General features: G+C 35.2%; 8 protein-coding genes, 3 tRNA genes and 1 pseudogene. 6 read left to right on the top strand and 6 right to left on the bottom strand.

The window, feature by feature from the left end; genetic code table 11:
- Window positions 1–116 precede the first annotated feature (116 nt).
- Both EKL99_RS09995 and EKL99_RS09990 read right to left on the bottom strand, forming a co-directional pair.
- Window positions 117–1,697, bottom strand: a complete 1,581-nt coding sequence (locus EKL99_RS09995; protein WP_126576879.1) for an OmpP1/FadL family transporter — start codon at window positions 1,695–1,697, stop codon at window positions 117–119.
- A 52-nt stretch (window positions 1,698–1,749) separates the two neighbouring features.
- Window positions 1,750–2,802, bottom strand: coding sequence for a hypothetical protein (locus tag EKL99_RS09990; RefSeq protein WP_126576878.1), 1,053 nt, complete (start codon window positions 2,800–2,802; stop codon window positions 1,750–1,752).
- 100 nt (window positions 2,803–2,902) lie between these two features.
- On the opposite strand from EKL99_RS09990, the gene proS reads away from it, so the two are divergent.
- The 5 genes from proS (at window position 2,903) to rpsT (ending at window position 5,047) form a co-directional block, all read left to right on the top strand.
- Entirely contained in the window at window positions 2,903–4,381 is a 1,479-nt protein-coding gene (proS, locus tag EKL99_RS09985; RefSeq protein WP_126554393.1) for a proline--tRNA ligase, read from the top strand.
- A 78-nt stretch (window positions 4,382–4,459) separates the two neighbouring features.
- Window positions 4,460–4,531: transfer RNA gene (locus tag EKL99_RS09980), tRNA-Glu, on the top strand.
- 46 nt (window positions 4,532–4,577) lie between these two features.
- Window positions 4,578–4,649, top strand: a tRNA-Glu gene (locus EKL99_RS09975).
- Window positions 4,650–4,690: 41 nt separating this feature from the next.
- Window positions 4,691–4,762, top strand: a tRNA-Glu gene (locus tag EKL99_RS09970).
- 33 nt (window positions 4,763–4,795) lie between these two features.
- Window positions 4,796–5,047: a 30S ribosomal protein S20 gene (rpsT, locus tag EKL99_RS09965; protein ID WP_091166799.1), complete on the top strand. Its 252-nt coding sequence runs from the start codon at window positions 4,796–4,798 to the stop codon at window positions 5,045–5,047.
- Between the two features lie 70 nt (window positions 5,048–5,117).
- Here rpsT and EKL99_RS09960 read toward each other — a convergent pair whose 3' ends face one another.
- Both EKL99_RS09960 and EKL99_RS09955 read right to left on the bottom strand, forming a co-directional pair.
- The gene (locus EKL99_RS09960; protein WP_126460385.1) at window positions 5,118–5,522 is read right to left on the bottom strand and encodes a response regulator; all 405 of its coding nucleotides are present in this window, start codon (window positions 5,520–5,522) and stop codon (window positions 5,118–5,120) included.
- Between the two features lies 1 nt (window position 5,523).
- Window positions 5,524–7,236: a PAS domain S-box protein gene (locus EKL99_RS09955; RefSeq protein ID WP_126460388.1), complete on the bottom strand. Its 1,713-nt coding sequence runs from the start codon at window positions 7,234–7,236 to the stop codon at window positions 5,524–5,526.
- 172 nt (window positions 7,237–7,408) lie between these two features.
- Here EKL99_RS09955 and typA point away from each other — a divergent pair, with 172 nt between their 5' ends.
- Complete coding sequence (gene typA / locus EKL99_RS09950; RefSeq protein ID WP_126456299.1) at window positions 7,409–9,205, top strand: translational GTPase TypA; 1,797 nt, start codon at window positions 7,409–7,411, stop codon at window positions 9,203–9,205.
- A gap of 351 nt (window positions 9,206–9,556) precedes the next feature.
- Here typA and EKL99_RS09945 read toward each other — a convergent pair whose 3' ends face one another.
- Together EKL99_RS09945 and EKL99_RS09940 are read right to left on the bottom strand one after the other, a co-directional pair.
- On the bottom strand, window positions 9,557–14,503 hold the full coding sequence (locus tag EKL99_RS09945) for a T9SS type B sorting domain-containing protein (RefSeq protein WP_126576877.1): 4,947 nt from the start codon (window positions 14,501–14,503) through the stop codon (window positions 9,557–9,559).
- A gap of 72 nt (window positions 14,504–14,575) precedes the next feature.
- Window positions 14,576–14,918 (bottom strand): annotated as a pseudogene (locus tag EKL99_RS09940) (ATP-binding cassette domain-containing protein); the annotation flags it as partial.
- Between the last annotated feature and the right edge of the window lie 62 nt (window positions 14,919–14,980).

The following is a 14,980-nucleotide window of genomic DNA, read 5'->3' as shown; positions in this document are numbered from 1 at the left end:
CTACTAGGGGAAGTAATCTCCCGAAAATAATCGGGAGGATTTTCACTGCCATCAGGGCTAAAAAAAATCCGTTTCACAATCACGAAACGGATTTTTCTAATTCATTTTTCAGGACGTTACAACTCAAACAATAGTGTCAAAGAAACATTGTTGTTAATAGCATCTATACTTGCTCCATCAGTGAATCCTTGGTTAAAAAAACCTTGTTGGGAATTTCTTTTGGCATAGGAATAGGCTAAATCCAGTTTGGTAGATCCAAAATTATATCCTAAACCTGCGGAATACCCAGTTAAATCACCCACGGTTACGGCATTTTTATACGGACTTTGTTCGTACCGGTATCCTGCTCTTAGACTTAATGCCTTAATTTTATATTCGGCACCTATTCTTAACTCTCCGGTAACGTTGAGCAATTCATTCATGTCATTATTTAAGGTTCTGAATAAGGGATCGTTTTCAGGTTTAAATTTGGTGTCGCTGTAATCTTTAAAAGCGTAATCGATACTGATTAATCCAGATTTTCCAAATACGTAGGCAAAACTCCCGGTCAACTTACTTGGCGTTTGCAATTTATAGGGCTCGTAAACATTAACCACTTGCGGGTCTACCACATCTTGCGGTAATTCACCGGTTGAATTGCCGCTTACCGTAATTAACCTTTGCGACAGCTCGTCGTTCAAAGTATACCATGTAGAAGATTGATATGCCATACCAAATCGAATTTCGTTAGTAATTTTTGCAATAGCACCTACTTGAAATGAAAATCCCGATCCGTAAGTATAAAGATCATTGTCAAATTGTACTCTTGTGATTTGATCATTAGTGCCTAATGGGTTGCTATTGTCTTCGTAAAAGCTAGACGATTTATTGAAATCAGTAAAGTGAGAATTTAAATTTAGTCCAAAATAAAATTGGTCATTATAAGAGGTTGCTGCATTAAAGGATAATTTTCCGTTGTATCCCGTACTGTAAACGGAATTTTCTTGATAATAATTTCCTCCAGCAGGAACGTTGGATAAAAAAGTAGAGTTGTTATTGGACTCGTCTGCGGCATTTAAAACATAACCTTGATATCCCAAAAAAGCTTGCTGAGCTGCGAAGCCACTTAAATTTGGATATTGACCATTTGGAAGATTACTACCCAAGAAAGAATACAATTGGGATATAGATTCTCCCGGATTTGTGTTTACAAAATCTTGAGGAACTGGAGCACCGCCGTTCCCATTATTGGCATAACTCAAAAAATAATTAGCTATAGAATTGTTTGGATTGGTTCCTGCTGAAAACAGCCCATTATCAAAATTATTGGCGTTTTCATAATTTATGGCCAAGGAAATTTTTCTCCACTTGCTGTTTGGGTTTCTGGTATTAAAAACAAATACAATTCCTGCTTGATTCAAATCAAAGGAGTTTTCTTTCTCTGTTGCTGTCCCGCCAAAGTAATTTGAATTGTTTTTAGTATCGAAGTTTGTCAATGTAACAGCCATTTGATTATTGGTAAACACCGCTGAACCAGCAGGGTTTACATTGATAGATGACAGGTCGCCCCCAAGCGCTCCAAAAGCACCGCTCATGGCTCTGAAACGGGCTGTTCCATTTAAGTTGTCCTGTGAATACCGAAGTGCATCAGAAATTTCTTGTGATTGGGCTACGGTAAACGATAAGCCAGCGAGTAATAAATATAGGTGTTTTTTCATTTTTTGTTGGGATATTTAATTTTTATCAAAAAGGATGGTTCCGCACTATTTTTTATCCTCTTCCACCTCTTCCACCACCGCCAGATGATCTACCACCACCACTACCACCAGATCTTCCGCCACCTGAATTATTAGATCTGGACATGTTTGAACTAGGGCTATAAGACGACGGGCTGTTGTTGTCATTTCTTGTTGGTGTGAAAGATCGTGAAGGCGCATTGTTTTGATTGCGCACATTGTTTATATCGGATCTTCTTCTGGGAGTATTGTACGAACTGTTTTGTGGTTGACCTTGATTCCTAGAGAATGTAGGACTTGTTCGGTTGATGCTATTCGTTGCGTTTCGTCGCAAATCAGTGGTGTTGTTTCTAAAGTTGGCGTTATTAGTTCGTCTGCCAATAGTGGTATTGGTTTGGTTTCGGGAATATTCTCTGCTTGTTTGATTGGTGTTGTTTATCGTATTTGAATTGGAATAGGAAGACCCTCTTCGGCCTGCATTAGAAGAATAATTGACATTGTTTTGACCATCTCCATAGTTTCCCCAGCCGTTACCGTACCAATTGTTCCATCCCCAATTGTTTCCATACCAGTTGTTCCATCCCCAATTGTTGCCATACCAGTTATTCCACCCAAATCCCATGCTCATTCCCCATCCAAAACCACCGTTAAATCCCCAGTTGTTTCCGTACCAGTTATTCATGCCCCAATTGTTCATACCCCAATTGTTTCCGTACCAGTTATTCATATCCCATCCGTTGTCATAGACATTTACGGATTGCGCATTACCTCCCCATCCAGGATAAGTAGTGTAGTTTTCCTGAAGAGTGTCATTTTCTAAATCATAATCACTGTAAGTATCTACATCTGTAAAAATTTCATTGGATTGGTAGTTGTTTTGAAGTGAATTGAAATACGCAGTATATTGGTTATTTGGATCATTTTGTGGTTCTCGTTCAGTAATTTTGTAGGAAGTGTTACCATATATTCCGTCAGAATCATAGTACGAACTGTTTTGATAAGAGCTGCAAGAGGCCAACAATAGTGTTAAAAAACTGATCGTATAATATATTGATGTGTTCGGGGCGGAAAAAGGGGTAGTTTTCATATATGTGGAGTTTTTATTGTTGGACAATACAAAAATAGTTAGTTTTGCGTAATTATTAGTTAAATAAATATTAAACAAAATTTGTGCCAAAATATAAAACATGGGTAAGAACTTAACTACAAGAGCGGAAGATTATTCAAAATGGTATAACGAGTTGGTTGTCAAAGCCGATTTAGCCGAAAATTCAGGGGTGAGGGGGTGTATGGTTATCAAGCCTTACGGATATGCAATTTGGGAAAAAATGCAAGCGGAGTTGGATCGAATGTTTAAAGAAACCGGACATCAAAATGCATATTTCCCTCTATTTGTTCCTAAAAGCATGTTTGAAGCCGAAGAAAAAAATGCAGAAGGTTTTGCTAAGGAATGTGCTATTGTTACCCATTATCGATTAAAAAACGATCCTGACAGACCTGGTAAACTAATGGTGGATCCCAATGCAAAATTAGAAGAAGAATTAATTGTACGTCCTACAAGTGAAGCTATTATTTGGTCTACTTATAAAGGATGGGTACAATCGTATAGAGATTTGCCATTACTGATTAACCAATGGGCAAATGTGGTGCGCTGGGAAATGAGAACGAGATTGTTTTTGCGTACCGCAGAATTTTTATGGCAAGAAGGGCATACCGCTCACGCTACTAAAACAGAAGCGGTAGAAGAATCAGAAAAAATGATGCATGTGTATGCTGATTTTGCCGAGAATTTTATGGCAATTCCAGTTATAAAAGGAATAAAAACTGAAACCGAGCGTTTTGCCGGAGCAGAAGAAACCTATTGTATCGAAGCGTTGATGCAGGATGGTAAAGCATTACAAGCGGGGACTTCACATTTTTTAGGGCAAAACTTTGCTAAAGCATTTGATGTCAAATTTGCTACAGCCGAAGGAAAGCAAGAGTATGTTTGGGGAACTTCGTGGGGTGTTTCTACTCGTTTGATGGGGGCATTAGTGATGACGCATTCAGACGACCAAGGCCTGGTATTGCCTCCTAGTTTAGCGCCTATTCAGGTCGTGATTGTTCCTATTTATAAAACAGAGGAACAATTAGCGGCAATAACTGAAGCAGTAACTGTTTTGACTGTGGCTTTGCGAAAATTACAAATCGCTGTCAAATATGATAACAGAACCACTCAAAAGCCTGGTTTTAAATTTGCAGAATGGGAATTAAAAGGGGTGCCGGTTAGGATTGCTGTAGGTCCTAAAGATTTAGAAAATGGAACTTTTGAGGTTGCAAGAAGAGATACATTGACTAAAGAAGTCGTTTCTAAAGATGGAATTGAAACGTATATCAACGATTTACTAGCGCAAATTCAAAAAGAATTATTTGAAAAAGCATTGCAATATAGAAATACACATGTTACTGAGGTAAACAGTTTTGAAGAGTTCAAAGCGGTTTTAGATGCGAAAGGAGGTTTTGTATCAGCACATTGGGATGGAACTGCAGCAACTGAGGAAAAGATTAAAGACTTAACGAAAGCAACCATCAGATGCATCCCTTTAGACCGAATAGAAGAAGCGGGAAGCTGCGTTTTTACTGGTGAAAACTCAGTAGGCCGAGTACTGTTTGCGAAGGCATATTAAAAAAAAATAATTTTTTTTGCATGTACTATTGTACGTTTCAAAAATAGTTGTATTTTTGCATCCGCATTAGAGAAGCAGGGCCCGTTCGTCTATCGGTTAGGACGCATGGTTTTCATCCATGTAAGAGCGGTTCGATTCCGCTACGGGCTACTATTTTTTTTGCAGGTTAAAGTGATCCCGAACTCAGAGGGAAAATGGCCCGTTCGTCTATCGGTTAGGACGCATGGTTTTCATCCATGTAAGAGCGGTTCGATTCCGCTACGGGCTACAAATTCAATTTTGATTAATTGATAAAACTTAGGGGATAATGGTCCGTTCGTCTAGGGGTTAGGACGCCAAGATTTCGTCTTGGTAACAGGGGTTCGATTCCCTTACGGACTACAAAAATATAGTAAAAGATAAAAACATAATAAAATGGCAAATCATAAATCAGCTCTAAAAAGAATTAGAAGTAACGAAAAGAGAAGAGTATTAAATAGATACCAACATAAAACTACTCGTAATGCTATAAAAGCATTAAGAATAGCGACTGATAAAGTAGATGCTACTTCTAAATTATCAAACGTGATTTCTATGATTGATAAATTAGCTAAAAAGAATATCATTCATGATAACAAAGCGTCTAATTTAAAATCTAAATTAACGAAGCTTGTTGCTAAATTGTAATTAAAACAATTTATTTTATATAAATAAAAAGCTCTCATTCTTAGGATGGGAGTTTTTTTTATGGGTAATATTAGCTAATCTTATTCTTTAAATATTCAAGCATAGATAGGGTTATTGGTTTTGATAAAAAGTCAATTACCATGGGGTATTTTTTTGCTTTTTCTAAGTCTTCCGGATCAATTGTAGAAGAAAGTACAATTACCTTAATAGCACTAAAATCTGAAAACTCCGGGCTGTTAAAATAATCCAGAAATTCCCATCCTCCCATTACGGGCATATTTAGATCCAAAAAAATTAATTGCGGATGGTGGTGTTTGTCATCATTATTTTGTCTGATAGTATTGAAGTATTTCAGCGCTTCTTCGCCATTTTGAGAAGTAATTATTTCGTTAGAAAAGGATGATTTGTTGATTACTTTTTTGCATAGCATAAGTGTTATTGGGTCATCATCAACACATAAAATTGTATCTAACATATTATTTATTTTTAAAAGTTAATGTAAATATAGTTCCTTTATTGACTTCACTTTCAATATTAATTGTTCCTCCCATAGTTTCAACTTGAGATTTTACTAAATAGAGCCCTAATCCTTTGCTGTCCGGATAATTATGAAATCTCTGGTAAAGGCCAAAAACTTTATCTCTGTTTCTTTCCAGATCGATGCCTATTCCGTTGTCTTTGAAAATTAATACAATTGTGTCGTCAATTTCGCTGGTTGTGATTGTTATTTTTAGTTTTCTATTTTCGGATTTGTATTTTATAGCGTTGGTTAATAGGTTTAGTAAAATGCTTTCTATATACGCTTTATTGATGTTGATAATTGAAACTTTTTCAAAATTAATTTTTATAATGGGTTTGTATAATTCAATTTGAAAGTTGAGTTGATTGAACACATTTTCAAAAATATCTTGAAGAAGTACTGCTTCTTTTTTGATTGATGGATTGTCTTTGATGATGATTACTTTGACTAAGTCATTAATGGTTTCGTTTAATAAATGCGTAGATTTATTGAAGCCATATAAAATTTCTTTTAACTCTGGATTATCAATAGGAATGTCTTCGATTAAGTTCAAAAGTCCTGTCAAATTTGATAATGGAGCCCTAAGGTTGTGTGAAGTAATGTACGAAAACTGTTTTAGATCTTTGTTATTTTGTGTTAGCTCTCGAATAAGCTGTTCTTTTTCCTTTTCTTGTTTTTTTTCATCAGTGATGTCTCTCTGGATGGAGATCCAATGTGAAAGTTCGTTATCAGTATTGTATATTGGTATCATGGAGAAGCGTACCCAGTATTCTTTTTTGTTTTTTGTATAGCTGATGGTTTCAATAATGCACTCTTCTTTATTTTGTATAGCGGCTATCAGTTTTTTTAATTCCTCGTAATCTGAATTGGGACTATTAAAAAGTTCTGGAGATTTTCCTATACTTTCTTCGGAATTGTATCCTGACATGATTGAAAAAGCCGGGTTTACGTAGGTGATATTTGGGATATTTCCGTCGATCGAATTGGCTTCGGTGATGATGATGGAATCTTTTGATTGAATAATAACAGTCTCTAGCAATTTTAGTCTTTGTTCTTCTTCTTTTTGTTTTGTGATGTCTTGAATGGCTCCAATCATTCTAACGGCTTTCCCATTTTCATCTTTCAAGAGAAAACCTCTGTCAAGAACATACTTATAGGAATCGTTAGCGCATTTAAAACGGTATTGATCTTGCCAGTTTTCGGTTTTTTGTTCGATAAAAGAGTAGAGTTTGACAGACATTTTAATACTGTCCTCGGGGTGAATTTTATCAAACCACCATTTTGAACTATTACCAACTTCGTATTCTTTATAGCCAAAAACAGTTTCAATACCTTTGTTCCAAGAAAAGCTGTCTTCTTGTATTTTCCAATCCCAAATAGTATCACTTGTCGCTTTTGCTACAATATGGTATTGTTCATTCGATTCCTTTATTTCATCATTTGTGTTTTTCAGCTTTTCAAAAATGGATATGTTTCGAGTGTCATTTTTTGATAAAATGAGTTTGAAAATTATTCCGGTTAAAAATATGTATAAGATGTCTTTTGTGAAAGTGTAAAATTGGTGGTTTGAATCAGAAATAAAAGGTTGTAATAATTTATGACTAATGGTTGCTACAAACATTGAAATTACAATGTAAATGATAATTATTTGATTGGTTTTACTTTTCATTACTCAAATATAAATAATTATTTGTGAATTATTAAACAACATAATAACTTATTTTTCGTGATTTTTTTAAAGACCTATTTCTGTGTCTAATGCGTTAAGAATATGTAAACTATTACATAAATATTTTTTATATCAAAATAAAGTGTACCTTTGCACCCATTAAAAATCACAGATGGAATCTATTAGAAACATTGCAATTATTGCCCACGTCGATCACGGTAAAACAACTTTGGTTGATAAAATTATGTATCACTGTCAGTTATTTCGCGATAACGAAAATACAGGTGACTTAATCCTTGACAACAACGACTTAGAGCGTGAAAGAGGTATTACCATTACTTCAAAGAATGTTTCTGTAGTATACAAAGGAACAAAAATCAACATTATTGATACTCCTGGTCACGCCGATTTTGGTGGAGAGGTAGAGCGTGTATTGAATATGGCTGATGGCGTTTGTCTACTAGTAGATGCATTTGAAGGGCCTATGCCACAAACTCGTTTTGTATTACAGAAAGCACTAGACCTTGGTTTGAAACCATGCGTTGTTATTAATAAAGTAGATAAAGAAAACTGTACTCCTGAAGAAGTGCATGAAAAAGTTTTTGACTTAATGTTCGAATTAGGAGCAGAAGAGTGGCAGTTGGATTTTCCAACAGTTTACGGATCAGCTAAGAACAATTGGATGTCTGATCATTGGGAAAACGTAACTGATAATGTGGAAGCATTATTAGATATGGTTATTGCTAATGTACCGGCTCCTAAAGTATCAGAAGGAACTCCTCAAATGTTGATTACTTCATTAGACTTCTCTGCTTTTACAGGTCGTATCGCTATTGGTCGTTTAGAAAGAGGTGTTTTGAAAGAAGGAATGCAGATTTCTTTGTGCAAAAGAGATGGTGTAATCATGAAATCACGTATTAAAGAATTACATACTTTTGAAGGATTAGGTCGTAAAAAAGTGCAAGAAGTAATTGCTGGAGATATTTGTGCAATTATTGGAGTTGAAGGTTTTGAAATTGGGGATACTATCGCTGATTTTGAAAATCCGGAAGCCTTACAAACAATTACTATTGATGAGCCAACGATGAGTATGTTATTTACCATCAATGACTCTCCTTTCTTTGGGAAAGAAGGTAAGTTTGTAACTTCTCGTCATATCAGAGACAGGTTGAATAAAGAATTGGAAAAAAACTTAGCGATGAAATTGGGTGAAACTGATTCAGCGGATAAGTTCATGGTTTTTGGTCGTGGAGTACTTCACTTGTCTGTTCTTATTGAAACAATGAGAAGAGAAGGGTATGAGTTACAAATTGGGCAACCACAAGTTATCATCAAAGAAATTGATGGCAAAAAATGTGAGCCAATTGAGGAATTGACAATCGACTTACCAGAGAATTTGTCTGGAAGAGCGGTAGAGTTTGTTTCTTTCCGTAAAGGAGAAATGTTGAGTATGGAAACTAAAGGGGAGCGTATGATCATAAAATTCAATATCCCGTCTCGTGGAATCATTGGATTGCGTAACCTATTGCTTACTGCTACAGCTGGTGAGGCTATTATGGCACACCGTTTTATAGGATATGAGCCTTACAAAGGAGAAATTTCTGGACGTAACAAAGGGTCATTGATTTCTATGGAAAAAGGAAAAGCGATTCCTTACTCTATCGATAAATTGCAAGATCGTGGTAGATTCTTCGTTAATCCTAATGATGAAATTTACGAAGGTCAAGTAATTGGAGAAAACTCCCGTAGCGATGATATGTGTGTCAACGTAACTAAAGAGAAAAAACAATCTAACGTTCGTTCATCAGGAAATGATGATAAGGCTAGAATTATTCCTCCAGTTATTTTCTCTCTTGAAGAAGCTTTAGAGTACATTCAAAAAGATGAATATGTTGAGGTAACTCCAAAATCGATTCGTTTGAGAAAAATATATTTGACAGAAACGGATAGAAAAAGATTTAAAATCTAATTTTATTTTTATAAAACTGAAAAGCCATTCGTTGATTCGAATGGCTTTTTTTTTGGTGTTTAGATCCCTTTTATTGGTTTTAATTCGCTGTTTGCTACACAATTTTAATGGCCTCTTGTGAGGTATAAATGTCAGTTGTTTTTTTGCGGCACATTTTAACTATGACGGTATTGTACCATAAAATTTAGATTAATTGATATTCATAAATAATATTATCCGGGATTTGCATGAGGGATAGCAGCAAGCTACCGAAGTAGCGCGGATAGCCCGACAGCATAAATAGAAAGGGCTAATTCCGCATAATGATAAGTAGGCCTTTTCTATTTATGGTGGCATGCCCTATTAATTGTTTTATCGTTTCAAACTAAAATGACCTTTAGCTTCTCTTCCATCAGCTAATTTTATGGTATACCAATAATCATCAGAGGGTAATGGCTGCCCTGTAAAAGTACCGTCCCAGCCTTGACTGGAAGCTGTAATTTGTTTTAGTAATTTGCCGTATCTATCATAAATATAGATGGTAGAATTTGCATTAAAATCAGCATTTACTCCTTTTACATTCCAATAATCATTTTGGCCGTCTCCATTTGGAGTGAAAAATTTAGGTACGCCAATTAAGGCTATTTTTTGGCTCACTGTTCCACAACCATTTTTGTCATTGATGTATACTTCATGAATTCCAGCAGCTATATTGTCAAAGAAATTTGAATCTTGAAAAGGTCCGGACGGAGCATCAAGACTGTATTCATAAATTCCTTTTCCGGATACATTAACGGTTACCGTATTTGTATCTGCTAGATCAACTACATCAATGCTGGTAATACTAGCAATATCAGAAGCTGTAACTTTTATAGTTCGAATTCTAGAACATCCTGAAACTGTTCTTACTTCTACAGTGTAGTTTCCTTCTTGATTTACATCTAGCGTGTAGTTGTTCTCATTTGGTAGAAGAACGTTATCTTTAAACCATTTATAGGTGTAGTCAGTAGTTGGGGATCCATCTTGAATCCCTGCATTTAGTGTTACAAAAAAAGTAGGAAGATTAGAGCATACCAATTCGTTTTCTGATCCATCAGAATTTAAGTTTATAGGTGGTAAACTATTTACAATGAAAGGTAAAATAATTGAAGCTTTACAGGTTGAGTTAGCAGTATTCTCCACAACGGCTGTAATGTTTTGGGTGCTGCTAATGAAAGGATTTGGCAACGGACTAGATAAAGAAGCTCCATTTGCATCAAAATATTTGACAACCATTCCTGTTTGATTTCCTAAAATCGTATTCTGAAAAGTACTCGTATTAAAACCAAACTTACCATCTTGTAACAGAGGATCTATTTCATCATCACATACGGTTGTTAAATTTACAGTTACTTGGAAAGCTTCTGGAAGATCATCCACTGTGAATGTTATCAAAGTTTCGTCAAAACATTTTAAAGTTGAATTATTAGTAACAATTGCTTTTATCGTTTGTGTGCCTGTAGTATAGGTTGAAGGAAATGGGCTTGATATCGAATTGTTGTTTTGATCAAAATAAGTAACAGTAACATTAGTTTGTCCTTGTTTTAAATCAGATTCTAATGTAGCTGTATTAAAAGTATATTTTCCATCTTGGTTGTCATCACATTGTCTTGGGATAGACACAGCGTAAGCAAACGGAAGTTTTTCAACTGTAAGTGTTACGTAATGTCCCAAGCCATAACAAGCATTATCTGTATCACTGTCTACGCGGCCCCAAATTTCTTGAGTGTTTACGTAACCAATATTTCTGTAATTAGAGATATTGGTGATTGCATTTATTTCTGCTAATGCATCGGCTTGATTGCGATAAAATGTTATTGTATAATTTCCCGCGGGTAATAAATTTTTTATATCTGTTTCTGCACTGCTAAAGTCAAAAGTACTTACACCATCTCTTTTATCATTGTTTGCATTGTTATTGCCGTTTATGTCTAATAAATCATCACATTGCACGAACTTTCTTTTGAATGTACTTGGAATTTGTGTTGCTAAAACTTTTAGGGTCAATTCAGCTACACTAAAACAACCATTAGAATTAAGTACTCTTGCATATACTTTCATAATTCTAGGTGTTGTATTCGTAAAAGCCTTAGGCGTACTAATTAACTCTGAAGCGTTTGCCGTTGTAGCACCTAAAAATGAAGTGTAGTAAGAAAAGGTTTCATTTGCAAAATTGCTTGAAATCTCATCATTTTTAACCGTTAGATTAAATGTGGTTACCTCATTTAAATCTTCGTCACATTGAATAATGGTTGTATTATTCACGGTTGGTAACGTATATACGATTAAAGTAGTGTCATTTGAAATTAAGCCACAACTGTTTCCAATTTTATCTAATTTTACACGATATTTATATCCATTCATTGTGGTTTTTACATTGGTAACAGTCAATGAATTTGTAGTTACTCCAGAATATGTTGCGTCATCAGTAATATTAGTCCAAATGGTTCCATTAGTGGATACTTGCCATTGATAGGTGTTTCCGCCATTATCAGCTAGAGTAATTACTGCATTTTGTAGTTCACAAGTTGGCGAAACTGTTGGTTGTGTTGTTATAGTTATAGGAGCAGCGGTAGTGTAATTACTATTTGGTGTAGTATATCCTACGCCGCTTATTACTTGACCATTTGTATTTACTGAAACTGGATTATTGCCCAATACTCCGTCATTGTTTGGGTCTAAGAATCCGGCTTCGATGACATCATTGCATAAATCACCATCAGCATCTAAATCACGATAATTTCTGATTCCATCAGAATCAAGGTCATTTCCCGTTTCTATTGAATCTAAAATCCCATCGTTATCACTATCTAAATCCAAATAATCAGGGACACCATCGCTATCAGTATCCATCGGTATAAGTCCTGGATCGTAAGCGTTGTCGATACCGTTTTTATTTGTATCGCTATTTGTTACAGCTACTGCAGTGTTTGGTTGTGCTTCAATATTGTCAGCAATTCCGTCATTATCGCTATCGTTGTCTAACTGATCTGCAATCCCATCATTGTCGCTGTCTTTAGGAACGCACACTGCACTGATCGCTAATGTTGATTTATTAGCGTTGACATCTGATAAGTTTTTGTGTGAAAAAGTAATAGATTTCGATAAATTGGTTAGAAACTGAAATGTTGCTGTTCCTGCAGCCAATGGAGTGATACTTTTTAATCTAAATCTGATTTCAAATGAGGAAAATTGTTTTACTCCACTTTCGTAAATACCATCATAGTTAGTATCAATTAATAGTTGGTCACTTGGATTTAGTACCGTGATGGTTTTATTAACATCTGAATTCATTATGTATTCAGCATCTGCATTCAATAAATCAGTTGCACTAGCTATATTTACATATTTCATTTCCAAACTGATTGGATTAGAAAAAGTCATTTTATAACTAACAAAGTTTCCTTTTCCTGCTGGTACATTGGAAATAAAACTTCCGTCACTGCTTCCAATAAATGGCGTTGTACTTGCAGTTGTTGACGTGGTAATTGTTCCAGTAAATGAATTGGAGTAAAGACCAACTGCTACAGTTCCATTTGAAGGATTTGAAAGATCCAAGACTTGATTTCCATAGGATTCTGTGCAATTTGTAATACCGTCTTTGTCATTATCAAGATCAATATTGTCATTTACGGTGTCAAGATCTGTATCTGTTTCGCAAGTACTAACAGGAATTAAATCAGACAATACAGGTGGAGAATTACATCCTGAAATACTGCCTCGTACTTGATAGTAACCTGGCTGCGTTGGGGTATAAGAATTGCTGTTTGTATTAGGTATTACTGCGTTATTGAAATACCATTCAAAACTATCATATGATGAAAGTGAACTTACTTTTAGAATAACATTTGGGATGCAATTTGAATTAGATACTGTAATTTTATCAGTTACAATTTCTGGTTTTGTGTCAAAACCGGAATAATAACCGCCATAAGTAGCCGCGCCATTTGTCCCAAAGTAAGAAACATAGACTTGTCTGGTGGATTTTACTGATATATTGCCGAATAAACCATTACTTGTATATCTCACAAAACCTGAATTTCCTGTTACAGGAATAGCAGTGTTATTATTGAGCGTATTGTTGTTTACAGTCACGGTAGCTCCTGTTTCAGTAACGATATTCAATCCGCCATTATAAATTGTGCTTCCTATCAATTCAATAGAAGGTATATTATCAACAATGCTTGGCGTTGCACAATTTAAGGGCGGGACAAAAAATAAATTTTGATTGGCAGGAGAATTACCTCCCCCAATACTTTGATACGCAAATACGTTTTCAGATGTAGTTACGTATAAGTTTCCATTAGTAAATTTACTTCCATCAATATCAGCATATTCACCTTTATTTAATGTTTTAAAAAGAGTAACGCCGTCTAAAAATATTTTGGTATTATCTTCATTTGCTATCAATAACACACGTTCTAATTCATCGGTACCAAGACCTTTGACAAAAATATATTCTTTCCCAGTTTTTTCTGCTGAAACGATTTGGTCAAAACCAAGATCTCTCCCTGTTGGTTGCCCATTATTGAGAAATGTGCTATTACTACCGCCAAACGAACCTGAATTTACAACAACTGGTTTGTCGCTTACTACTAGCGCACCAATCATTTTTGAACTGTTTGAAGGTGTTGTGTTTGGGGAGTTATCCATAGCCAGCACGTAACTTTCATTTTTATCAAGAGTAACTACGATATCACCAGAAATAATAATTCCATTAGACAATACTGTTCCATTAAGTATATTAGAGATGGTTACTTTGGTACCATTTTCAGTGGATAAAATGGAGGCAAAATTTAGTAAGCTGCTGTCTAAAAGAGGGTTTAACATGGCGCCTAGCCTAAAAGTTTTACCTAATGCACTATTTCCTTTAGACACTAATCCTCCTGCATGTGCATACGATACTATTCCATTTTGTATATTTCTACCGGCATTGACTCTAACGCTTACATAAATTAAATCTTGAGCTTCAACAATGAAACCTTTATTAGCAATAACTCCTATTTGAGTTTTAGAAGTAAATAACTGTGTGTCGATTCCTTGTCCAATATCATGTCTGTAAGGATTACTGTTATTGACTGTTGCTGAAATAGTCGCTCCGCCAATTGCTGTAATTTCAAGTTTTACATTGGTAATACTAGGAGTAGAAATATATAAATAATGATCACCAGGTAAATTATTACTTGCCGCCGTAAGAGGCGGAATATAATGTGTTTTACTAAACTGCGAAAAACAACTTATGGAAAAAAGAATGATGAGTATAAGTAAAGTTTTTTTCATGTGTTAAAAATAACAAAATTTATATTATCTTCTTACTGAAAAATCGCCTTTTATTACTTTGCCAGTATCAAATTCCAGCTTTTCACTGACTTTTGCAGATTGGATTCCTTTGATTTTGCAAACCAACTTTAAGTTTTCCTTAGCCGTCATGTAGGGATAAAAGTTAGGTCTTTCAATAATGGTACCCACTTTTTTCAAGGCTTCATGAGTTTCCATTGTCCCGCCAAAAGCGGTATACACTGGAGGTTTTATTGACCACATTCAGCGCAATTCCTAAAGTAGTTGATTTCCCGCTGCCGTTAGGACCTAGAATCCCGTATACAGTACCTTTTTGTATTTCGAAAGAAACGTTTTTTAAAGCTTGAAGTGTGCCATAACGTTTGTGGAGATTTTTAATAAAGAGTATCGTTTCCAAAGGGTTCATCTTTATAATTTTATATAGGACGAATAAGGTATGATTTTGGTACTCTAAAATTA

Source organism: Flavobacterium sp. ZB4P23 (genome assembly GCF_003970375.1).
Taxonomy (GTDB): Bacteria; Bacteroidota; Bacteroidia; order Flavobacteriales; family Flavobacteriaceae; genus Flavobacterium.
This window is presented reverse-complemented; position numbering and strand designations above follow the sequence as displayed.